We start from the raw sequence: 23,725 nt of genomic DNA, 5'->3' as shown, positions 1-23,725 counted from the left end.
AGGAATATAACTTTTATCATTCGACCGGTATCTATTAAGGCCACTATACCGTAAATTAATTTGCTGAATAGCTTATAAGAAACAAGATCTTAAATTATATTTTAAACTTCGATTACAATCAAGATCTATCGTATTTGTAACTTTAAAAGATTGGATTTGCCACGATGTCAGGCAAAAAAAATACATGATAAATATTTTTTTTAACTTATTAAATTAGTATTGTATTACTCATTTGATCAGGTTATTACAACTATTTTTCCCCCGGCTGAGTTATTGTCCATCAACTTATGAGCGTCCTCGATTTCATCAAGATTGAATATCCTTCCGATACTAAGTTTGATTTTTCCGTTCTCCACATCATGGATGAATTTCTGAAAACTCTTTTGATCTACGCTTATTTGGCCCGTATCGTAAACGGTAAGACTCACTGTGGCCGGAATAAAATCAATTGGCGCGAAATCAGGAATCGTCCATTGTTCAGCTAACATACCTGTCATACAAACTACTCCACCGGCTACGGCACATTCTAAAGAATCCTTTAGGGTAGATGTCCCTACAAGTTCCAGAATTTTGTCTACGCCCCTGGGGTATATTTTTTTTAATTGTACAGACATTTGGCCATCCTCAATCAGGACATGGTCAGCTCCGTTATTCAGTAGCAGTTCTGTTTTTTCCTTTTTTCTGGTTGTGGCTAAAACAGTATTGCCGTTATTTTTAGCTATCTGAGCTGCCAGCATACCGATAGATGATGTTCCGCCTCTAATGAGAATCGTTTCCTCAGCTTTAATTTTTAAGGCAAGATGCAGCGAACCATATACAGTTTGAAAAAGTTCAGGCAGCGAACCTAACTGCTCCCATGTCAGCTCGCTTTGGAATGGCATCAATAAAGATTTTGGAAGAAGAGTATATTCAGCATAGCTTCCATCAAAATCTCGACCCATGCCGCCCATGAAAGCTGCTACCTTTTGTCCTGAAATTAATTCACCGGATGGATCATCTGATACTTCACCAACACATTCTATTCCGAGAATTCTTGGAAACTTCACATCAGGCGAAAAACCTTTCCGAGTCATCAGTTCAGACCTGTTAAGTCCGAATGACTTTACTTTTACAAGAACCCACCCAGCCTTTATATCAGGCATCTTGCGTTCTTCCAATACAAAATTTTCAGGCCCTCCTGGTTTATATATTACCGCTGCTTTCATATAACGTCTTAAATTTAGAGTTTACAAGAGGTTGCACTGAAATTAAAAAGAGAATTTATCCTGCAGGTTTTTAATCTGATAGTGCAATTAAGTTATATACTAAGAACGACGTTATATGTAGTCATTTACTTGATTTTCATTAATAAATACTATTGATATTTGTCAAATATTTAAACAAGGATTTATTTAAGGAAAATTTGAGACTGTCGGCGTTAAAATAGTTTTTGCTTTAATTCTAAAATTAGTATACAAGTCTTTGAAGATACCTTACTTGTTGCATTCCAATCCGGCGAATATGATATTTTGGTCTGCTATTCTTCCCTAAGTTTGATTCAAATTAATAAAATCGCTTATAGCCCAGCAATTGGTGAAACATCCAATGGTTTGTTTAACGGCCGTTTAATTTTTGATTAACTATACCAAACTTCTTTTGAATAGGTTGAACTTTATATTGAACTCTTACGATACTCTCCTAATAAGATTTTTATTCTGTCCCCATTATGACAGGCTTTACGCTATTTTTCCCTTAAAGTATGCCACTTTAGGCCTAACCTAAACTTATCAATGATATTCTTCTGACTTACGATGCCTTTCTGTCGACATTCATTATAGTGTCCACATTTCCGGGATATTCTTCCGGAATCGCACTAACTTTATTCAGAACTGACAGCTCTTGGGCTGAGAACTTGATATCTAATGCCTTTAAGTTATCTGTAAGTTGAATGATTTTGGTGGCTCCGATGATAATCGAGCTAACCACAGGCTGGTGCAGTAACCATGCTAAAGATAACTGAGCAAATGAACTGTTCTTTTCTAATACCATAGGTTCCATCGCTTCTAAGATAGCTTGCAGACGATCCTGGTTAATAAATTGCTGTTTAAAATTATCAATTCTGCCGTTTCCTTTTTCTTTGGCGTCTTTTTGATACTTGCCAGTTAGCCAACCGCTCGCCAAAGGGCTCCAAACCATAAGGCCCACTTTCTGATCGTTCAAGAGTGGAACCATTTCACGCTCTAATTCACGGCCAACAATAGAGTAATTTGCTTGTAAAGAAGCGAAGCGCTCCAACTTGTTGTATTGGGAGTGAGCCAGTGTTTTCATCAGGTTCCATGCAGTTATATTACTGGCTCCGGTATAGCGCACTTTGCCGCTTTTAACCAATGCATCCAGTGTTTCCAGCGTTTCTTCTATCGGAGTTAATGGATCTGCACTATGAATCTGATACAAGTCAATATAGTCCGTTTTTAATCGTTTTAAACTTGCTTCCACCTGTTGAATAATATGTTTGCGGGAAAGCCCCCGGTCATTAACACCGCTGCCCATGCCACCTCTGACTTTTGTTGCAATCACCAGATCATCCCGGTTGATAGACAGGTTTTTAATCGCCTGTCCAATCATTTCTTCAGACAACCCTTCTGAGTATACATTGGCCGTATCGATTAAATTTATTCCGTTTTCTATCGACACCTTAAATTGCTCGTCTACTTCCGCCTGATCCAAAGCTCCCATGACCTTAAAAAACCCCTTACCGCCATAATTCATGGTGCCTAAACTAATCACGGATACCTTTAAACCTGTGTTACCTAATATTTTATAGTGCATGTTTGTTAATTAAAAGATTGCCTGTACTCCAGCGGAGACCTGCTGGTTTTATTTTTAAAAAGTTTATTAAAAAATTGCGGAAATTCAAAGCCTAAACTGAAAGCAATTTCACTGGCAGACAAATTCGTATTTGCCAGGATATCCTTTGCTTTGTATATAAGTATATTGTGGATGTGTTGCTGCATATTCTGCCCGGTTGTTGCGCGCAGCATATCACTCAAATAACTGGCAGATACATTCAATTTCTCAGCTAAATTGCTAACTGTAATTGAACCTGTAACTGATTCTTTGTCAAAATGATCTGCCAACTTATTCTCAAATTTTGAAAGCAGGTCAAGCTTTATCACATCCGCATGTTTGACATATCACCCTGAATCGCAACGGCGTTCCCACCGGTTTTTTTAATTTAAATTACGACCTTGTCAGCACTTTCTCTACCGGATGCATAATTCACCACAACTTTTGCACCTGATGCTGCCATTTGTTTTGCAATTCCAGCGCCGATCCCTTTTGAGTCGCCAGTTACAATCACTACTTTATTCTCTAGTTTATCGCTCATCTTACTTTGATTTTGTTAACTCAAAGGTATGATGTAAATGACGGAAGAAAGTATCCAAACCAAAGTTACTTGTGTCCAAAACAGGTGTTAGAATTTGGTAAGTACTGAATTAGCCGATGTCCGCTGTAAGCTTTCCTTACCTCGTAAGCTAAATTCATCAATAATTGTTGTTGGCCTTTCTGATGTTTATTGTCTTCATTAAGGGAATTAACTATTTGATCGACTGTTTCATAAAGCGCATTCAAATCGCCATAGTCTCAATAAATTGAAACACCAATACCATTTTAGCAATAAGCAGTCGTTATAGGTAAAACTGGTGATCCAATCGGTAATCTGTCGGTATTCTATATTCAGATAAGATCGAATATAACTAATGCGGCCCCCTTTGTAACTGACCTGCTTACGGAAACGAATCAGTTTGCCGTCAGCAGCGCTAACGGAAAGCAGTTTATTGTTTTTATTATATCGGTACGCACATTCCCAGCTATCATTGCGGTCGGCCTGACTACGTTGAGTTACTATCCGGGCATGTTGTATCTGTTGGCTCACGTGCGGCGTGTATCGTATTAGAGGAAGTGCATCTTCAAAGGGGTAATCACCCATCGCGTATGCCAGTAAACCTAAAAGGGACATTACCGAATGCTTTAAGGAAACTTCCTGTTTTAATAAAGCGTAGTAAGCAGGATAAAGGACGTAGCGATCTTTCGTATTGATCAGGACGGTGTGCTCTAGATCGTTAAAATCGATCCGTAAACTATCCGGCTTAACCTGGCCGCTAAATATAGGTGCCACGTATAAATAAAGGCCATACTTTCTGGCGCTGATATGATAGGCAGTTCCCATCGAAACAATACCCTCCGAAACCGTGTAAACCGAAAGTAGGGACCCGGAAATATTTCGGCAATAAAGTAATTTGCTGGTGTCACGTGTCGAGCCATCGGTAGTGATCCGGGTCAATGCCACGCCATAATAAGTATCAGGTATTTGGGCGTGGCTTAAACCGATAATGCAGATTGATAGTAATAATATACAATAGGTTTTAATCATGATGTATATTAATAACCACCCGGTACGGCATTAGTTTTACTGATTAATATTCAAACAATTGCCGCAGAAGTATCCTTTTACAATTATGAAGTATCTCATTCTGCTGTTGCTGATCCCGGTTGCCACCTTCGGCCAGCAACCGGATACGGCCCGGCTTTACTTAACTTTAAATAACCAGCTCACTACACATCGCAACGATCTGGAATGTAATTTCAACGCTAAATTATCCAAAAGCTATGTGCTTACCTATGATTGCTACAACACCAGGCACCAACTCGTAAAACAACTCAACAGAAAACCACGCCTTTACGACTATACTTATTCAGCCTTGACCCGGCCCTATTTTAAGATGATGCCGAATAGTATCACCGATACTTATCTCATTGGTGATTTGAAGAACGGAAAGCCTTATAATGGTTTCTTTATTTATCCAGGGACCAACATCTGGCTCATCTTTGATTTCTATCAGAACGGGAAACGCTCATTCCAGGTTTTTAATGACCTGCTTCCTGCCAGTAGGGTAAAAGATACAGAGAACAGCTTTACGGCAATAAGCAAGAAAAATACGTTTGTTAACGGCCGCCTGCAAAGCGGCATTGAGGTTACACCGGTAACCGTAAAAAAGGGAATAGTAGATATTGTACGGAAAGTGGATAAATATCAAACTGTTGGTTACACCTTGACCATGTACAGCAAAAACAATCCGGAAAACCTGGAGATCAAACTGGTTAAATCGGGCTATCAATTAGCTTGTATGGGCAAAAACAGCATCGATATAACTTACAGTAAAATTGGTAAAAAAATAGTTTTTTACGATTGGAAAGGTCGCAAGGTATCTAAACCTAAACATCCGGATAATGATATTTATAGTGTAGCGCTGGAAAAACTAGCCGAGGTTTTAAAATTTAAATCGGTTGATGCCGACGCCTTAAAACGGTTTGTCAGAGAACAGTGGTGACTTTATTGCACCTAAGTTAAATGATCAGTATTGTACAACGCTTGTGATTTAACTTTTCACTTTTACCATCCGGATGAATTTTTGATCACATGACGCTAGCTTTACATAGTGATTCATCGAATTACCAGTGTTTTGAATAAAAATTTCATCATTCTTCAGAATGGCATCTATTCCTATGGGTGTTTTAATTTTTGGCGGATCTTCGTCTTCTTTTAAAGTCGATATATCCCCTTCGTTCAAAGCCCATTTAATGCCTTTGAATAATAGATTCACTTCATTTGGATTTTCGCCTTTAGTTATTTTAAGGATACCGCTATATATTTTATTACCAGTTATAAGTCGATATATATAGCCAGTTCTAGATTTTATGAGCCTGACAGATATCTCGCAATTGTCAGAAGAATTATTTGTAGGCTCGGTTTTATACAAGCCTTCAATTATCATACTGACAGGCTTATAATTAAATTTATGACCATAATCTGCCTTAACTGGTGAATAGCTGATGTTATATGCTGTTTTTTCGTGTGGCATCATCAACGAGGATTGCGCCTGGTGATGCAAAAACAGCAATGCAAAGAACAGGATGATTGGTTTGTTTATCCTATGTTGAAACGATTGCAAAAATTTCGATGCGAACATTTTTAATCTAGCCGGGTTAAATTGTATTCGTAGCATTAATTATTATAGGTTATTCAATTCTTATGAATCAGAAATTATTAATTGTTTTTTCGCTATTAATATCGGCATGCGGTTTTACACCTCAAAAAGTTGATCTCAACCATTTAATATTTAACGAAAATCCGGAGGTTTTGTTGAAGTCAATTATACATGAAAAGATCCCGCGAGAGGGAGGGCTTATTGATTATCGTGTAAAAAATACAACTGATTGCCTTTTTGAGGGTGCCAATATGGAAGAAGAAGTCCGCATAACAGGGGCGGGCGGTGCGATTACTTCCTATTATGCGGGTACGCAACTAACCGCTACAACAAAGAAAGTGTTGAAGACTCTTTTAGCCAAATACCATCAGCCAACCAAAAAAATTACTGACAATGGCGATACCCGAGCATATTATTGGATCACACCTGAAGTTTATATCCGTTTCATGTCCGGCGAAACTTTTTCTCCAACCTTAGGCCAGCAGAATTTTAGTTTTATTGAGATGGCGTCGATGAAATCAATTAATGCAAAATTAGATCCTGAAATTAACCGTCTTTATATGTTAGTATCAGAGACTAAATAAAATTTGTTGTTGGCTAGAGTAACCTCTAACAACAATTAAAAAACGAACCTATTGCTACAATCAGATAGAAATAGGGACTGCTGAGCAATCTAGAAAGTACCCCGATTCGACTTTAAGATAATAAACCTTACCGTTGCTGCTGCTATAGCGGCTGTAGGGATAATTTTGCGACTGGGTAATATCAGAAAGCCCTTGTTGCGGATAAAACCTATATTCTCTCCAGCAAAATATGGCTATAACAGTGATAAAAGTTATTAGCAGCAGGTAACAGGCTATTTTAAATGCTTTCATACAAGAAATTTTCAACGGATATCACCAAGCCACATTCCATACAGCATCAAAGCAGAATCAAGGAACCAGATCAAAGTAGCAACCTGCTTTAACCGGGCATGATGATCAATGAAGAATTTAATGGGTTGCCTGCCTATATTACCGGCATTGTTTTTTGGTGAAAAGTTATGATCGCATCTACCATATAAAAGAAGAACTGGTTGGCAAAATTGATTATAGCGATCACGATCAGCGACATCATGCCCGAAATTAATGCCTGGCTGGTAATGAACTGAATTAATATCCTATTCAAATCAACAAGCCTATATAAAAATTCTGATAAGGTTGTGACTTTGAGCCTTCTGCCTTAAATTTAGTTCGCATAAATGTAATTTGCAAGAATTCTACAATTTAAATTCGCATTCAATTTTCAATACTCATTTCTAAAAAAATATACTCCGTGTGCTAGTTCCATATTTGAGGTGCGATGCCGTTTTACCGTTAAGAAAATAAAAGGTTTTCTTAACGGTAATTGACTCTAAACGTGGATCACAGTATTTCATTTCTAAAAGGCAGTGATTTTTTTAGAGATTTTTAATACGGACTTAGTGATTTTCCATTTCATCATACTTCCTTTTTAACTGGTTCATGTCATGACTTATCTTTAAATCTAGCGTTTTGGCGTAATGCTGCGTCTGAAGTAAATTAGAATGACCTAACATCTTTGATACTGATTCAATTGGGACACCATTGCTCAACGTTACTGTCGTCGCAAATGTATGCCTTGCGATATGGAAGGTTAAATTCATTTTAATTCCACAGCAATCAGCTATTTCTTTAAGATAAGCGTTCATTTTCTGATTGGTCAAAACAGGAAAGGCCAAATTGGATACACTACATTTTGGATGGTTACTATATTTTGACAATAAATTTAGGGCAGCTTTTAACAATGGAACATTTGTAGAAATTTTTGTTTTTTGTCTTTTCGTGAAAATCCACTGAGCCCCATCAGCCCCCAGCCCAATATCAGTTTTTTTTAATTGCTGCAAATCGACATATGACAAACCAGTATAGCAACTAAATAGAAACATGTCCTTAACTTGGGTTATACGTTCACTTTCAAAGTTTTTATTGATTATTCGTTTCAATTCGATATCGGTCAATGCGGTTCTTTCCACCTCTTTTTTAGTAAGCTTAAAATTGGCAAACGGATCCCCAGGCAACCATTTATTTTTAACACAAATCAAAACGATTTTTTTAAAGTTGCCCAAGTATTTCATTGTGGTATTATGATTGCATTTTCGAATTGCTTTCAACCAAAATGCATATTGTTCTATAAATTCATAGTCCAACTCTTTAATTTCTTTATCACATGCTTTGTACTTCCATCTTATGAATTCCTTAGTATGCTCGTAAGACGTGTTGTATCGTTCGATAGTGCCTGGTGCGAAGTCTGTACCCGTAAGTACCTTCATTTGCTCGTTGTGGCGTTTAAATAACTCTAAAATCATTTTTCGTGATTCATCATGGCCGGTAAGAATGTTTTTGATAGCGATAGCTGTAATTGGTTTATTAGTTTCCATTAACAGTTTCTTTGCTTCATAAACTTTTTGTTCAAGCGCGCACAAATAGTAATTAAGTTCCTTAGATTCTTCTTTAGTACCCAAAGCTCTGCCTGAAGCAGTACTCCATTTGGTAGGGTCCCATTTTCTTTTGGCTGAAAGTTCTTTTGGCTGACCATCTACAGTAATTTTAAGGTAAATAGGTAACATCCCGGCTTGGTAATTCTTGGGCTTTCTCATAAAGAATAATAACCCGAAGCTTTTTTCTAACATAAGTAACAATTTTTATGGTGAACAAATGTCGATTTTGAGACCAGAATTAACAAGATGTTTCGCTATCGAACATGTTGTAAATCAGTTAATTGTAGCGTTTCCATTGAGTCTTTTTTTTAAATTTAATTTACTCAACGAATTACTCAATAGAATTATGCGATTATATGAATGTTTTGGTAGGGTGGTAGATACAGAAAAGGCCTCAAATCAACGATTTGAGGCCTTTTAGATGTTTTGATATGTATATCAGCGGAGAGCTAGGGATTTGTAACGCCCTTAAACCGCCTTGAAATTCAATATGTTATGTGGATATAATTTCTTACTCACCGAAATACGCACCACTTTTTTAATACAGATTAATTGCAAATCTTATTGTAAAGATACAAAAACGAATTATTACTTCCAAAACTTTGTACATTTCATTACTACCTACCTGTTATGACTATTGATCTATGCTAACGAGAAATTTTTTATTTTCACGCCGTTGAGCGGCTTATTTTAATTAAGCAATTCTATGCTTTGCCGGTGAAAATAAAAATATGTCATATCATTAGAATATCCGCAATTAAAAGCAAACAATTTCTATTTCAACCAGTTGTAGCAATTATTGCTTTTAGCTCTCCCAAGACGGTATCAACTTAACTCATGAAAATAGCAACAAAAGAAATGTTAAACAAGGTTCCAAAAATCACGCTTTATTTTTGGATCATTAAAATATTATGCACCACGGTAGGTGAAACTGCAGCCGATTTTTTGAATACGCAGTTAAATCTCGGCCTTACCGGTACTACGCTGGTTATGGGGTTGCTGTTGGTAGGTGCTCTTTTTTTTCAATTCAAATCCAGAAAATATTTACCGGCGTATTATTGGACTGCTGTTGTACTCATTAGTGTTGTTGGCACCCTAATTACCGATAACCTCACCGATAACATAGGTATATCACTGATCACCACAACAATTGTTTTCAGTGTCATCTTAGCGGCAGTATTTGCCATTTGGTATTGGGTTGAAAAGACGCTTTCCATTCACGAAATTGATACTATTAGGCGCGAAGCCTTTTACTGGCTCACTATCCTTTTCACATTCGCATTAGGAACCGCTTCTGGCGACTTGCTTGCGGAGACCTTTAAATTTGGCTACTGGCCTTCCGCAATTATATTCGGTGCAATGATTGGTATGGTGTATGTTGGCTACAAATATTTAAAATTGAATGAGATCCTCGCATTTTGGATAGCCTATATTTTAACTAGACCATTGGGTGCATCCATCGGAGATTTCTTGTCACAATCGACAAAAGACGGCGGATTGGGACTTGGTACAGCTGTCACGAGCGCTATTTTTTTGGCTGCCATACTGGCAACGGTTATATTTCTTACACGGACAAAAAAAGATGTGATTGATTAACACTCACTAATATAACAGCTATTCCTAAATTAAAGTTTTATTTACCAGTTCAAAGAAAATTCAGAAAGGCGTATTAACATTGAGAAATTAAAAATCATATGAAAAAAATCATTTTAAGTTTATCAGTGCTTTTGAGCGTTACAACATTAACGATTGCTCAAACAGTTAAAAGTGCACTTGTGCCAACATCGGTTAGAGAAGCATTAATGAAAAAGTATCCTGAAGCCACTAAAATTACCTGGGAAAAGGAAAAGGGGAATTTTGAAGCAAATTGGGGTGGAAAATCCGGTGAAGATATGTCTGTTCAATATACGCCGTCCGGCACTTTCGTTGAACAGGTAGCTGCTATTTCGCCCAGTGAATTGCCCGCTGGTGTAGCAATGTACGTAAAGCAACACTATAAAGGCGTAAAAATTACTGAAGCCGGCAAGGTAACCGATGCCAAAGGTACATTGATGTATGAGGCCGAAGTTAAAGGAAAAGATTTGGTATTTGACGAAAAAGGAAACTTCTTAAAAAAAGATTAACCCCTTTCGTAAACAAGCGAATTAAAGGATGTCTACGGGCATCCTTTTTTATTTATCCGAATCAGGCAGGATCTGATTAAGATTCAAAAAATAATCAGAATCCGTAACGAACTTGTTACCGATTGCTACGTTATACGGTTATGGTTTTTGAGGTTAAAATATTGGTCTTTGTCTTTTTAATTTCCATGGTTGGGGAATTAGCATCCGCGCAGAAAATAACTCTGACAGGGAAAATTACCGATGCCAATACCAAAGACCCCGTGACTTATGCAACTATTGCTGTCAAAGGAACATCCGTTGGAACCCACTCTGATTTTGATGGTAATTTTCATTTGGAATTAACAAGGATTAAAGATTCCGTTACCATCAGTTCTATCGGTTACCAGCCGAAGTCGGTTTTGATCAGTAGCACTCTTGTGCAGACTTTAAATGTACAACTTCAGCCATCCTCACAAATCTTGCAGGAAGTCAGAATTGGTCCAAAAGGCTACGTCAATCCCGCCTGGGCGATCATGAAGGAGGTCATACGTCACAAGGCAGGAAATGATCCCCGGAGCCTGCAATCCTATGAATATGAAAGCTACAGCCGCATTGAGCTTGATGCCAATCATCTCAGCGAGAAACTGCTGAGGAAGAAATTTATTAAAAAGGCCTTATCACTGGCTGACAGCCTCAAGATCACAGACGCGGATAAAATGCCGGTTCTGCCCTTATTCCTTTCTGAAACGATATCCGATTTCTTTTACCAGGGTAAGCCGGAAGCGAAAAGAGAGGACATCAGGCGGACTAAAACCAATGGTATCGGGTTTGAGGACGGCACGTTGCTTGCACAACTTACCGGCAGCTCATTCCAGCAATATAATTTTTATAAAAACTTTGTAAGCGCCGCTGGCAAGGATTTCGCTTCCCCATTGAGTGACAGCTGGAAAGGTTGGTATGATTATGAGCTGGATAACCGGAACGCTGTAGTCAATGGTAAAACCTGTTACCAGATTTCATTTAAGCCAAAACGTCCGCAGGACCTTGCCTTTACCGGCACGATCTGGATAGCCGTAGAGAATTATGCACTCTACCAAATTAAAGCGACGATAGAACCCTCGGCTAATCTTAATTTTATCCACCAGATAGCTGTTCAACAGCAAATGGAAAGCGGAAAGCCCGATGAGCCCTGGTTGCCCCAAAAAACACGGATATTGTTGGAAGTAGGCCAATTGACCAGTGGCAGCAGCGGCTTTTTGGCTAAAATATATACAGTCAATAAAAATACAATTTCCAATAGGGTATATCCTCCCGATTTCTTCAAGAACACTATCTCGGTTGCGGATAATGCGCAAACGAAGGATGAACGCTATTGGGATATGAACAGGCCTGATTCTTTGACACTCGCGGAAAAGTCAGTCTATCACCTGATCGATACGGTCAAATCCATACCGACCGTCAGGAATTATCTGATGGCCGCTGATCTGTTGATCAATGGTTATTATCGCGAAGGAGACATCAGTATTGGGCCGTTGCTGAACTCTTACAGCTATAACAATGTGGAGGGAAACCGCATCCGCGTCGGGTTTAAAACCAATTCGAGCTTCAATAAAAAATGGATACTGGGTGGTTACCTGGCTTATGGAACTAAAGACCAGGATGTAAAATTCGGAACCAGTGTAGATTTTATATTGTCACGGAAAAACTGGACAGAGGCCGGCATCAGTTTTACACATGACCTTAACCAGGTCGCTTTATTGAGCGATAGTTATCTTTACCAGCGAAATAACCTGTTTTCGGCGTTTACCCGCTTTGGCAAGATTGACAGAAGAAAAGTATTTGACCAGGATATCGTGACGGCTTACCTGAAAAGGGACCTGTTTAAAGGTTTCACCGAGAAGGTCAGCATTTCCAACTGGTCGCTTGATCCTCAATTTCTTTTCCAGTTTAATGATCCGAAAGGCGGCATCAGCCACCAGCTTGTGGTTTCTGAACTGCAACTGGAAACGCAATGGTCACCGGGTTCGCAACCTTTGTTATCTGAAACAGTCAACCGGGCAATACACCTAAAAAGTAATATAACAGCACCCGTATTTACTTTTAGATATACACTCGGGCTTAAGGGCGCGTTAGGTGGGGACTTCAGTTACCAGAAATTCAGTTTAAACGTCAGCCAAACGCTTAAATTAGGTGGTTTGGGCAGGGGGAAATATTCATTTTCTGCCGGTTATATCCCGTCCACTGTACCCTATCCGTTACTGGAGAATCACTTAGGTAACCAAACTTTCATTTACAATCCCAATGCTTTTAACCTCATGCGCTTTTTTGAATTTGCGAGTGACAAATACGCCAGTCTGAGTTATACGCAGCATTTTGAGGGGCTTTTACTCAACTCCCTGCCGCTGATCAAAAACTTTAAATGGCGGCTGGTTGGTACCGCGAATCTGTTATACGGGGACATTTCCAGAAATAATAAGATAAATATTTTTGATAACCAATCCATCGCCTTAAAAGGATTAAGTAATAACCCATATATAGAAGCTGGGTATGGTGTTGAAAATATATTTAAATTTTTGCGGGTTGACTTTATCCACCGGCTAACCTACCGGGATAATTTAAATTCGGTAAATGGATCACCGAAAAATTTTGGTATTAAAATTTCCGCACAAATCAGGTTGTAAAAAAACTAAGTCAATCGGGGCGTGTTTGCTTAAGAACTAATATTTGCCGTATTCTTACATTAATGATTTATATTCTAATAGCTTAATAACCAAACTGTTAAATTCACACGCATTGATAGCAAAATGGTTTCAGGATTACTGAAAATACAACTTTTGTTCAGAATTGAAATATACCTTAGTCCACTATAGGTATATCCCGTAGAACCCGCAATGCAGATTCACACCTTAATACTCCAACATGAAGATTTATCACAAGTAATTTTTTATACACTTGTCATTATCTTACTTTGGATAGCAGAAATTATTTTCTGCACGACAGCTACAGTAAGAAAACTACGGCATACTTTTTTAAACGCCAGGTTTATACTTACCGCTTTACCTATTCAGTTATTTTTAACAAGTTTTGTCATCCTGGTCATGAATTGGGACGCCACCCATCATTGGGGACTAATAAACCACATTCCTTTTCACCGAAATAAATGGGTGTTTTATATAAGCTTGTTTTTATTACTTGACCTCGGGGAATATAGCTATCACGTGATTATGCATAAAATTGACTTTTTATGGAAGTTTCATTTGGTTCACCACAGTGACCTGCAGGTTGATGTTTCTACCACGGTTCGCGAACACCCCGGGGAGACCTGTATTCGCACAAGCTTCTTAATTCTTTGGGTGTTTCTGCTCGGCCCCAACTTGATACTGTTGATGATCAGACAGGTGTTTCAAACCTTTTTTAATATCTTGGCTCACACCCAATTTCGATTACCTGAGCCAGTGGGTAGGCTGTTGGGATTCCTTTTTATCACACCCAATTTGCACCACGTTCACCATCATTACCAATTACCTTATACCGATGGAAATTATGGAGATGTTTTAAGTATTTGGGATAGGTTATTCGGAACATTTAAGGAACTACCCGTTCAAAGCACAAACTTTGGAATAGATACCCATATGGATCCCGCGATCAATTCCCGGTTTATCCCGATATTAAAAATCCCCTTTCAAAAACTAAAAAGAAAAGTTCCCGTTGAGCAATAGCAGCCCGGCATCGTCTAAGATGAAGTATATTGGTATATTTATCATACTCCTGATCACCCGCAATGCTTTAGCCCAGCAGGAGAATTTTGCTTCCAGACTATATTTTCCGGGTTTAATCGGCGTAAGTATTCAACCCAAAAGCGCTATGGTTAGTTATCAACCCGGTTTGCTTCTAAACACTGCCATTGAGTACCGTTCTAACAATGACGGATCTTTGTTTTACCGGTTTAATTATGACGGTGTAACGCATAAATACAGCGGTGCAACTACGGAGCTGCCGACTAATGTGAAAAGCGGCAACATGCACCGCACCTATTTTTTGGCTGGTGCCGGATACCGGAAAAGGTATGGGCGAATCGGCTGGTATGTGTTGCTTCAACCAGGCTTCGGAATCAGAGGTTATGATGTTGTTAGCAGTAACGAAAGCGGTTTTGTACTTTTTCAAGCCACCAAACAGGCGCTTTCGGTCAAATTAACTGCGGGCCTGGAGTTTTATCTGGCCAAACACTTCGCGCTGATTGTAGAACCATCACGTTATCAAAACAGCTTCTCAAATAATGATATTTTAGCCAACCGCAGCGAAATGGCCCTTAGTATTGGATTCACCACAACTTTGTTTTAGTAGTTAATATGAACCCATCTTTCACAGCCAAAAAAAGGAATAATATTACACTTGATTTTTAAATCTCAATTGATGAAAATAAAGCTTCCTGATTTTAATAAAGGTCTAATAGTTTATTTGCTATCCTCCATCACAATCGGCTTCTTGTTGCTTACGGCTTTTGTTCTTATTGATCCTCTTTCAAACTTGGACCTCAAATTTTCTGGGGAGATCCAGGAACACAGCAATCACCCATTGGATATGGCAATGAAAGGGGTCAGTTGGTTCGGTTATATGCCGAACGCTGTATTTTTGGTTATCATCGCTGCATCCCTATTTTTTATATTTAAATACAAAAGGGAGGCCTTGTTTACAATTCTCACTCTCTTATCCGGGTTGGCAAGCTCCATTATTAAATTTCTGGTTAATCGTCCCAGACCCTTGCCTTCCCTCGTAAACATCCTGGAAAAAACTCGGCAGCAGAGTTTCCCCAGCGGCCATGTCGTATTCTACATAGTGTTTTTTGGATTTCTAATATTACTTATGTTCCGGTTGTCCGCGATAAACAAAATAGTTCGTTTGTCAGTCTCAGGCTGCAGTCTGTTGCTCATATTCGCCGTGCCTGTTTCCAGGATATATTTGGGTGCGCATTGGTTTACCGATGTGCTTGGGGGCTTATTGCTGGGGCTTTTATGTCTGTATTTGCTTAGCTATTTCTATTTAAACCCGGTAACACACCGATCAGCAAAATAGCGTGATGGATTTCAATTCCGTTTTAACGTTTTCTTAAGAAATAGATACCTATTGCCAGATTTGCGCATAAATTTTAATGCCAAAGCTTTTGCAGGCCTCGTTCGTTGCTTTATTATTTGTTGCGTGAGGTAAACGCTGAATAAAATTCGATTCTGATAAAGTAAATAGAATTGTATTCATTATTAGCACCAATGTCTACCATTTAAAAGTAAATATATGCTTTCGATCTGCAAACTGGTAGTTAATAGCGATGGTTGACTGTTCGCAAATTTGTTTGATAATGGCCAGTCCAAGTCCGTTACTCTGGCTATGCTGATTTTGTTTATAAAACCTTGAAAATATCCGGAGTGGATCAATCGGCTCTCCCGGACCACTGTTGCCTATGACTAGTTTGCCGGCACTTAAAAATATATTAAGATCTCCGCCTGGACTATTATGCCTGCTGGCGTTACTCAGCACATTATTAAGAAGAATATCGATCAGATCAGGATTAGCAGAAATCATCGATGAAGTAATCTCCTGATTTATACGGAGGTCCTTTTCCATCCAAAGCTCCTCGAATTGTATAATTTTATTTTTAAGCTTATCTTTCAGGTCAAAGGTCTGCTTATCAATAAACTGGTTGTTTTCTATTTTCGCAAGCAATAATAAGGACTGGCCGAGGTTGGTTAATCTTCTTACGGCCTGGTAAATACTTCCGATAGCATCGCTCTGTATCGGGGAAAGGTTCTCTCCCTGAACAATCACATCAAGTTTAGACCGGATAATACTGACAGGAGTTTGCATTTCATGTGAGGCATTTTCAGTAAACTCTTTTAACAGGATATAATCCTTCTCTGCGCTGCCAATCAGTTCGCCCAACTGTTTGTTCATGAACTCAAACTCGGTTGTCCCCGTTTCCTTAAATGTTACCTCCTGTCGTTTCGATAACCTGAATACTTTAAGCTGGTCAAGTGTATGGTAAAAAGGCATCCATAGCTTCTTCAAAACAAAATGGCTTAAAAGCAGAGTGACAAAAATAACCGACAGTAGGGCAATCATGGTGGTCAGCGCAATAGACCGGGAAAGCCCACCGACAGTTTCCAGCGATTTGGATATGGTAATTAAATAGTTATTATTGCCCGATGGATGACTATAAGTGATCTTCCTGAATTGGATGTCGGTTTTATCGTCTGCATCATACTGTTCTGTAGTTTCAAAGCGCGCCGGGAAGGTTTGTGTATTGATCTTTCGGTAGCTGAACTCCCATTCATCTGTCATTTCCGGCTTAGGGAAAGCATTATTGGCATCAATATACTGATCGATCTTTTGCGCCTGTTCGTTCAGGCTTTCATCTAAATCTGCGATCAGGATATGATCGATCCAGAAGTAACATCCTGTGCCTGACAGCAAGAAGATCCCGAGAATGATCGGCAGATTGATACGGTTATAACGGGTAAACAGTTGAGCGGCCATGGTTAATGTATGGTAAATTTATAACCCAAACCATAGGCAACTTTGATATAATCCGGGCAGCCTGCCTGAACCAGCTTTTTTCGGAGATTTTTGATGTGTGCATAAATAAAATCGTAGTTATCCAGCATGTCGATATGGCTGCCCCACAAATGTTCGACAATAGCTTCTTTGGTCACTACTTTATTTTTATTCCCGATAAAGTAAAGCAGCAACTCATATTCTTTACGGGTCAATGGGATATCTTCATCTTTTAGTTTGAGCGTTTTTTTAAAAACATCCAGTACTAAATGGTCAAGAGCAATCTGACTTTTACCGCCGAACGACCTCCTGCGAATAATGGATGCAACCCGTGCTCCTAATTCCGGCAGGTGAAATGGTTTCACCAAATAGTCATCCGCGCCGGTCTCCAGGCCCTTTATCTTATCATCCATCGAATTACGGGCGCTAATAATGATAACCCCATCCGCCTTTTCCATTTTTTTTAGCTCTTTTAAAATATCAAGGCCATTCCCATTAGGCAAGGTAATGTCCAGTAAAATGCAGACATATTCATTCATATTTATCATTTCAATAGCAGCGCGATAGTCAAATGCTGTTTCGCAAAGGAAATCTTCTCCTGCAAAATACTGGCAAATACTTTCGGATATCTCCCTTTCATCTTCAATTACCAATAATTTCATACCATTGCGTTAACCATTTATAAATAAAGCTCCTAAATCTGATTTATTTCTGAAATCGAACAAGTCATCAGAGATTAGGTGTAGTGATCGTGTTGACGTGAGCTTACCATATCGATAATCTCCTTAAATGTTTAAAACTGAAAAGGGGCGTGAATGCGCCCACAATTCAAAAACAATTCAGATTTGAGGTTGACCTTGCATCACAAATAAAATTATTCTTTTTCAATTCTTTATATGGATGCATAAATACTTAACCGTTCGCCGTTTACGCTAATTATTAAATAAATTGTCAACTCTTTTTGGGAATGCTACAGCGAAACCTATAGTCGATGCGCTGGAATCACATCTGCTGCTAAGGTGCTTGTTTAAGAATAAGCCAAGTAGACTAATTTACTGTTTCCTAATGCTGGCACCGGTGTGGGGTCTCGCCCAGCAGGCAGACAGCCTGAAGAAGGCGAATGAGCAGTTAAAACACATCGGGGATACAGATAGAATAAACCATGCTAAAACTCGAATAATTACGCGAGTTACAGGGCAGGTAACGGATGCTATTTCCGGCCAACCCCTTCCAGCAATTAGTATCCGGTATATGAGCAGCGGGTACGGAACCAGCTCTGATAAGCAAGGTAAGTTTGTTTTAGTTGCGCCAGGTTCATATACGCGTGTGTTGTTCTCCTACATCGGCTATCAATCCGTCACAAAAACGATCAAAGCGGGCCAAACGAATGGCCTGCTGATTCGCTTGCACAGCAGTCAGACCGAGTTAAAGGAAGTTTCCATCTTATCCGGTAAAAGAGGCCGCTACAGGAACAAGGGGAATCCTGCGGTAGAACTTATCCAGCAGGTAATTGACCACAAAGAGCAAAACCGAATGGAACATTCCGATTTCCTGCAATACGACCAGTACGAGCGGATTGGGTTGTCTTTATTCGATCTGCCTTCTAAACTCATCCGGAGCCGCTTTTTTAATAAGTATAAATTCATGCTCGATACGACGCAGATCATTAACGAGCAACCCAAAACAACATTACCGGTTTACATCAGTGAAAAAGTATTTCAAAACTATTATCGGAAAGATCCGCCAAAGTCCATACAGATACTGAACGCCGAAAAGCAGATCAATATCATTAAATTCATTGATACTGTTGGCGTTGATATTTACCTTAATCGGCTGTATGGCAATAATATTGATATTTATTCCAATAATATTTTTATCATCACCAACCAGTTCTTGAGCCCTATTGCTGACCATGCGCCAGAATTTTATAAGTTTTTTATCCTGGATACCTTACAATCGGATAGGGGAAAACTGGTTGAACTTAGTTTTACACCCCGTTATAAAGGCGATTTATTGTTTGAAGGCAAATTGACGGTTACGCTGGACGGGAATTACGCAGTGGAATCCTGCGAGCTGGATATAAATAAACAGATCAATATCAACTTTATGCGTAACCTTCAAATACGCCTGGATTTTGAGCCGTTCCCCGGTGGGCGATATTACCTCAGCAAAAGTGATGTTAAAGCTGATTTTGGAATTTTACGGAACAAAGGCACAGGCGTGTTTGGGGAACGAACGGTATTTTATTCAAATTACAAACTGAACGAGCCATTGGAGGCCAATTTTTACCGGGGCAAAGGCAATCAGACAATGATAAAAGCGGATAAGCGGGATACCACTTTTTGGATAAAACACCGTGCTGATACTCTTGCAACCGGGCAAGCCCAGACCTATGCCCGTTTGAACAGGTTGCAAAGTATGCGTTCCTATAAGGTTGCTTCATGGCTTGCCACGACTTTTGTCGGAAACTATGCCAATCTTGGACCCGTGCAGCTGGGCCAGCTTACTGATGCTTTTTCCTTCGACAACCTCGAAGGATCACGCTTCCAAATCGGCGGACGCACTACACCCCAGTTTGATAAGTCTTTTTATCTTGATAGTTATATCGGTTATGGCACTAAGGATAAACAGCTCAAGTATAATGTGAGCGCCTATTTATCACTGAACAAGATCCCTTTTTATCGTTACCCGAACGATTATTTTAAAGTCAGTTATCAATACGATATCAGTATTCCCGGACAAAACTTTTCTATCAACACCTCACAGCCGCCGTTGTCATCATTCCAATCGGGAGCAAGCGATTATTTCATATACAGCAAGATCATTAAAGTGGATTATGTTAAGGAATTTGACAATCATTTCTCTTTTGATTTGGCGCTGAAGAGCTGGAATCAGCAAGCCGCCGGAAACCTCGTTTACCGGCTCAATGATATGAACCATACATTGATCAATAATTTAGTAACAAATGAAGTTAATCTTGGATTCCGTTACGCGCCGCATGAGCAAGTGATACAAGGCACTACTGACCGTACGACAATTCACAGTAAATACCCGATAATGAACTTGCTGATCCGCCAAGGGATAAAAGGCGTAGCTAATAATTCTTACAGTTTTACCAATATCAACGCCAGTATCGAGAAGCGCTTTTACATGTCACAACTGGGTTATGCAGATGTAACGTTGCTTGGGAGTTTTTTAATCGGGAAAGTCCCTTTTCCATTATTAAATATAAGTCCTGCCAACGAATCTATCGCGTACGATCCTGATGCTTACAACAAAATGTATTACCTGGAATTTGTAAGTGATCATTACGCGGGCATCAATTTCACACAAAGCTTCAATGGCTTTTTCCTAAATAAGATCCCTCTCGTCAAACACCTGAAATGGCGTGAATATTTGTCCTTTAAAGCGCTATACGGTGGTTTGCGCAATGAAAACAATCCTATGTACACAAAAGATTTATATGACTTTCCTGCCGGCACAACCTCAACCAACGGCACTTATGCATTTGGTAATACACCATACATTGAAGCCGGAGCCGGGATAGGGAACATTTTTAAAATTTTACGGATTGATATTATCAAGCGGTTCAATTATTTAGATCATCCGGGTATAACTCCCTACGGGGTCAAGTTTAGTTTTAGCCCCGATTTTTGATTAGTTAGATTTTAACTACCATAACAAATAATAGAACTCACTTCGCTCAAATCAACTACCTAATCTAAGATTCCTGGAATAATTAAAGCACTTTTAATTAAATTGATTAAACAGTTACAATCTATTTGTAACAATATTAAAACATACGTTAATATTCAAATTTAATCCAACTTGCTATTTCATTTTTGGACATCACCATTCTCCATTTATGAAAAATATTTTCACGGCGTTGTTAATTCTTTTTTCTTTTTTATCGAAAGCGAGCGCTTATTCAGCTGAATTCAAGGGTCAGATCTTGGGCACTGTTATCGATTCGATTACAGGGGCACCGGTTGATTACGCAACCATCAGTATTTTTAAAAAAGGTAACAAAGCCCCATTTAACGGTACAGTGACAGACTCTAAGGGAAACTTTTCAATTAAAGGCGTTGGGCCGGGAGAATACCGTTTCGCAATTGATTTCTTAGGTTACAGGCGTAAGAGTATCGATCAGGTAGTAGTTAATGATAATTCACAGGATATTTCATTGGGGAGGATATTACTTGCCCCTATCCGAAATCAATTGCAGACCGTAACCGTGGTAGGAGCAGCGCCAACTATTGAAAATAAGATTGATAAACTGGTTTATAATACCGCTAACGACCTAACATCACAAGGAGGTGTTGCGATTGATGTATTAAGGAAGGTGCCAATGGTAACCGTTGATATTGATGGGAATGTGCAGCTTATGGGTAGCCCAAGTATTCGCTTCCTCATAAATGGTAAGCCATCGACGATATTCGGCTCCAGCGTGACCGATGCTTTGCAAACCATACCCGCAAATCAAATTAAAAGCATCGAAGTAATTACCATCCCCGGAGCAAAATATGATATAAACGGCACAGGGGGCATTATTAACATCATACTAAAGGATAATAAACTGCAAGGAGTAAACGGAACGATTAATCTTTCGGCAGGCACACGACGCGATAACGGTTCATTAAATTTAAATATCCGTAAAGGCACCTTTGGTGTAAATGCCTCTTTTAGCGGTAATGAGCAAGTTAACACCAATACGATCAATACTTCCGACAACCTGTCGTATAACAGCCGGCGAGATACTTCCACGCGCTTATTTCAAAGGGGAAACAGCGCCTTTAACCGGGGAGGCTACCGCACCGGGTTAAATTTTAACTGGAGCATAACCCCAAAGGATGAGTTAACTGCTTCATTTGGTTATAATCATTTTTCTAATCACAACAATGGGCTTACAAACCAGGAACAGGTCATAACCAACCTCAGCAACAACTCGATAGCATCGGATATCCTCAGCGTACGGAATTCTGACAGCCGTTTTAGTGAAAAAAGCTTCGATTACAGCCTGGAATACAAGAAATTGTTTAAAAAAGAGGACCAGGAGCTGGATATATCCTATAATACCAGTTTTGGTAATAATACAGTTAACTTTTTTCAGCAGCAGGATTATTTAAACGGAGGCTATAAATCGTCAGGACTGCGCAGTAATAATCCAGGGAGAGATCATCAAACAGAGATTGCCATTGACTATGTTCGGCCGGTAAGCGACAACTTTACGTTGGAAACCGGTGTTAAGGGTGAATTTGACAATATTAATAATACAGTGGTTACCGATTCCCTGTCGGGCGTTAATTTTGTTCCTGATGCTAATCAAACCTACGGTTTTAAATATCAGAATAAAGTTTATGCTTACTACCTGTCGACAACATTCTCTATGTTCAATAAATTTATTGACAGTAAAGTCGGCCTCAGGGACGAATACACTACTATTTCATCCAATTTTCCGGGAGCGCAAATCCCCTCGTATAATATTGTGGCCCCATCTATTGTCTTTTCGCACAAAATAGATAAAACCCAATCATTTAAGTTGAGCTATGCTTACCGTATAGAACGGCCTGACGATGGCGACCTAAACCCTTTTTACAATATAAGTGATCCCCACAATATCAGTACCGGAAATCCAAGCCTGAAACCCGAAATAGGGCATAATTATGAGCTTGCCTATAACAAATCTTTTGCAAAAGGGGCCAATATTATTATTAGCGCGTTTTACCGGTACAATAGTAACGACATACAGTCATTCACTACGCATTATGATACGCTGAGCGTTGGCGGCACCAAGTACTCGAACGTTTATCTGAACCAGCGCTATAATATTGGTACGGAGACAACCGAGGGCATTAGCTTATTTGGTTCAGTACCGGTTACAAGTAAATTGAATTTGCGCACGAATATGATGTTCTCCGACAGGATCACTGCAAATCCGGGCAGTCCCACGGTTAGCGGGTTTATGTATCGTTTAAATTTAAATGCATCTTATGAGTTTGGCCAGGATTTTACCGCAGAGATTTTCGGCAATTATAATTCATCGCAAAGAAACCTCCAGGGAACCAGGCCAGCCTTTGCATTCTATAACCTGGCCGTTCGTAAACAGTTCCTTAATAAAAAGATCAGCATTGGATTAAGCGCAGCCGATCCTTTCAATGAATATATCAATTTCAGATCGACGACTTCCGGAAATAACTTTTATCAAACCAATTCGCGGCAAGTTCCGTTCCGCTCGTTCGGGATCACATTCATGTATAAATTCGGCAAGCTTGAATTTAAAAAGGATAAGCAAAAAGATGATAATATGCCTGACGTACCTGTTGATAGAGGCGGTAAATAAGAGCTATTTTTGGGATTGACATCAACGATCATTGGCAAACGAAGGTGTTTTTCGAATATTAAAGAAGCAATTCGTAGTTTCTTCATAGCGCTCTTTCTTATCGAACTAAGCAAATCGCCTTCGAACGCCCCATTTTTGTTATTAGATCACCGATTACATTTTCTTTGCTTCGGCATTTACTGAGCATTGTTTATAGAACTAATCACTTATA

The 23,725-nt window shown here is 39.2% G+C and carries 21 protein-coding genes; 10 read left to right on the top strand and 11 right to left on the bottom strand.

Annotation, left to right across the window (positions count from 1 at the left end; genetic code table 11):
• Positions 1-236: 236 nt before the first annotated feature.
• The 6 genes from EPL05_RS23800 to EPL05_RS23780 all read right to left on the bottom strand — a co-directional run bounded on the left by EPL05_RS23800 (position 237) and on the right by EPL05_RS23780 (position 4,414).
• Positions 237-1,205 (bottom strand): zinc-binding alcohol dehydrogenase family protein, encoded by a 969-nt coding sequence (locus EPL05_RS23800; protein ID WP_128536490.1) that lies wholly within the window; start codon positions 1,203-1,205, stop codon positions 237-239.
• 580 nt (positions 1,206-1,785) lie between these two features.
• Positions 1,786-2,808 carry an aldo/keto reductase gene (locus EPL05_RS23795; RefSeq protein WP_128536489.1) on the bottom strand — a complete coding sequence of 341 codons (1,023 nt, stop codon included), beginning with the start codon at positions 2,806-2,808 and terminating at the stop codon, positions 1,786-1,788.
• A 5-nt stretch (positions 2,809-2,813) separates the two neighbouring features.
• Positions 2,814-3,155, bottom strand: coding sequence for a helix-turn-helix domain-containing protein (locus EPL05_RS23790; RefSeq protein WP_128536488.1), 342 nt, complete (start codon positions 3,153-3,155; stop codon positions 2,814-2,816).
• 59 nt (positions 3,156-3,214) lie between these two features.
• A complete protein-coding gene (locus tag EPL05_RS23785) occupies positions 3,215-3,367 on the bottom strand; it encodes an SDR family NAD(P)-dependent oxidoreductase (protein ID WP_128536487.1) in 153 nt (50 codons plus the stop codon).
• A 65-nt stretch (positions 3,368-3,432) separates the two neighbouring features.
• Entirely contained in the window at positions 3,433-3,612 is a 180-nt protein-coding gene (locus tag EPL05_RS24700) for a DUF6904 family protein (RefSeq protein ID WP_394342750.1), read from the bottom strand.
• Entirely contained in the window at positions 3,596-4,414 is an 819-nt protein-coding gene (locus tag EPL05_RS23780; RefSeq protein ID WP_128536486.1) for a hypothetical protein, read from the bottom strand. The genes EPL05_RS24700 and EPL05_RS23780 overlap by 17 nt, the downstream gene beginning before the upstream one ends.
• Before the next feature lie 85 nt (positions 4,415-4,499).
• On the opposite strand from EPL05_RS23780, the gene EPL05_RS23775 reads away from it, so the two are divergent.
• Positions 4,500-5,372: a hypothetical protein gene (locus tag EPL05_RS23775; RefSeq protein WP_128536485.1), complete on the top strand. Its 873-nt coding sequence runs from the start codon at positions 4,500-4,502 to the stop codon at positions 5,370-5,372.
• A 48-nt stretch (positions 5,373-5,420) separates the two neighbouring features.
• Here EPL05_RS23775 and EPL05_RS23770 read toward each other — a convergent pair whose 3' ends face one another.
• Positions 5,421-5,906 carry a hypothetical protein gene (locus EPL05_RS23770; RefSeq protein WP_128536484.1) on the bottom strand — a complete coding sequence of 162 codons (486 nt, stop codon included), beginning with the start codon at positions 5,904-5,906 and terminating at the stop codon, positions 5,421-5,423.
• A 167-nt stretch (positions 5,907-6,073) separates the two neighbouring features.
• Between EPL05_RS23770 and EPL05_RS23765 the strand changes: the two genes are divergently transcribed.
• Positions 6,074-6,613 carry a hypothetical protein gene (locus tag EPL05_RS23765; protein WP_128536483.1) on the top strand — a complete coding sequence of 180 codons (540 nt, stop codon included), beginning with the start codon at positions 6,074-6,076 and terminating at the stop codon, positions 6,611-6,613.
• Positions 6,614-7,037: 424 nt separating this feature from the next.
• Here EPL05_RS23765 and EPL05_RS24145 read toward each other — a convergent pair whose 3' ends face one another.
• Both EPL05_RS24145 and EPL05_RS23760 read right to left on the bottom strand, forming a co-directional pair.
• Positions 7,038-7,196: a hypothetical protein gene (locus tag EPL05_RS24145; protein ID WP_166727805.1), complete on the bottom strand. Its 159-nt coding sequence runs from the start codon at positions 7,194-7,196 to the stop codon at positions 7,038-7,040.
• 292 nt (positions 7,197-7,488) lie between these two features.
• On the bottom strand, positions 7,489-8,718 hold the full coding sequence (locus tag EPL05_RS23760; RefSeq protein ID WP_128536482.1) for a site-specific integrase: 1,230 nt from the start codon (positions 8,716-8,718) through the stop codon (positions 7,489-7,491).
• A gap of 645 nt (positions 8,719-9,363) precedes the next feature.
• Here EPL05_RS23760 and EPL05_RS23755 point away from each other — a divergent pair.
• The 6 genes from EPL05_RS23755 to EPL05_RS23730 all read left to right on the top strand — a co-directional run bounded on the left by EPL05_RS23755 (position 9,364) and on the right by EPL05_RS23730 (position 15,701).
• Positions 9,364-10,122 (top strand): COG4705 family protein, encoded by a 759-nt coding sequence (locus EPL05_RS23755; protein ID WP_208394828.1) that lies wholly within the window; start codon positions 9,364-9,366, stop codon positions 10,120-10,122.
• Between the two features lie 98 nt (positions 10,123-10,220).
• Positions 10,221-10,649 carry a PepSY-like domain-containing protein gene (locus EPL05_RS23750; protein ID WP_128536481.1) on the top strand — a complete coding sequence of 143 codons (429 nt, stop codon included), beginning with the start codon at positions 10,221-10,223 and terminating at the stop codon, positions 10,647-10,649.
• Between the two features lie 185 nt (positions 10,650-10,834).
• Complete coding sequence (locus EPL05_RS23745; protein ID WP_166727804.1) at positions 10,835-13,309, top strand: DUF5686 and carboxypeptidase-like regulatory domain-containing protein; 2,475 nt, start codon at positions 10,835-10,837, stop codon at positions 13,307-13,309.
• Between the two features lie 210 nt (positions 13,310-13,519).
• On the top strand, positions 13,520-14,347 hold the full coding sequence (locus EPL05_RS23740) for a sterol desaturase family protein (protein ID WP_128536479.1): 828 nt from the start codon (positions 13,520-13,522) through the stop codon (positions 14,345-14,347).
• Entirely contained in the window at positions 14,337-14,969 is a 633-nt protein-coding gene (locus EPL05_RS23735; RefSeq protein WP_128536478.1) for an outer membrane beta-barrel protein, read from the top strand. The genes EPL05_RS23740 and EPL05_RS23735 overlap by 11 nt, the downstream gene beginning before the upstream one ends.
• A gap of 72 nt (positions 14,970-15,041) precedes the next feature.
• The gene (locus EPL05_RS23730; protein WP_128536477.1) at positions 15,042-15,701 is read left to right on the top strand and encodes a phosphatase PAP2 family protein; all 660 of its coding nucleotides are present in this window, start codon (positions 15,042-15,044) and stop codon (positions 15,699-15,701) included.
• A gap of 195 nt (positions 15,702-15,896) precedes the next feature.
• Here the strand turns inward: EPL05_RS23730 and EPL05_RS23725 are convergent, their stop codons facing one another.
• Together EPL05_RS23725 and EPL05_RS23720 are read right to left on the bottom strand one after the other, a co-directional pair.
• Positions 15,897-17,156 carry a sensor histidine kinase gene (locus tag EPL05_RS23725; RefSeq protein WP_128536476.1) on the bottom strand — a complete coding sequence of 420 codons (1,260 nt, stop codon included), beginning with the start codon at positions 17,154-17,156 and terminating at the stop codon, positions 15,897-15,899.
• A 2-nt stretch (positions 17,157-17,158) separates the two neighbouring features.
• Positions 17,159-17,836, bottom strand: a complete 678-nt coding sequence (locus tag EPL05_RS23720) for a response regulator transcription factor (RefSeq protein ID WP_128536475.1) — start codon at positions 17,834-17,836, stop codon at positions 17,159-17,161.
• A gap of 286 nt (positions 17,837-18,122) precedes the next feature.
• Here EPL05_RS23720 and EPL05_RS23715 point away from each other — a divergent pair, with 286 nt between their 5' ends.
• Both EPL05_RS23715 and EPL05_RS23710 read left to right on the top strand, forming a co-directional pair.
• Positions 18,123-20,831, top strand: coding sequence for a DUF5686 and carboxypeptidase-like regulatory domain-containing protein (locus EPL05_RS23715; protein WP_128536474.1), 2,709 nt, complete (start codon positions 18,123-18,125; stop codon positions 20,829-20,831).
• Positions 20,832-21,039: 208 nt separating this feature from the next.
• Complete coding sequence (locus EPL05_RS23710; RefSeq protein WP_128536473.1) at positions 21,040-23,514, top strand: TonB-dependent receptor domain-containing protein; 2,475 nt, start codon at positions 21,040-21,042, stop codon at positions 23,512-23,514.
• Positions 23,515-23,725 lie beyond the last annotated feature (211 nt).

It is taken from the genome of Mucilaginibacter gilvus, from assembly GCF_004054195.1.
Classification (GTDB): domain Bacteria; phylum Bacteroidota; class Bacteroidia; order Sphingobacteriales; family Sphingobacteriaceae; genus Mucilaginibacter; species Mucilaginibacter gilvus.
The sequence above is the reverse complement of the archived record's forward strand: the minus strand, read 5'-3'. Positions and strand labels throughout refer to the sequence as shown.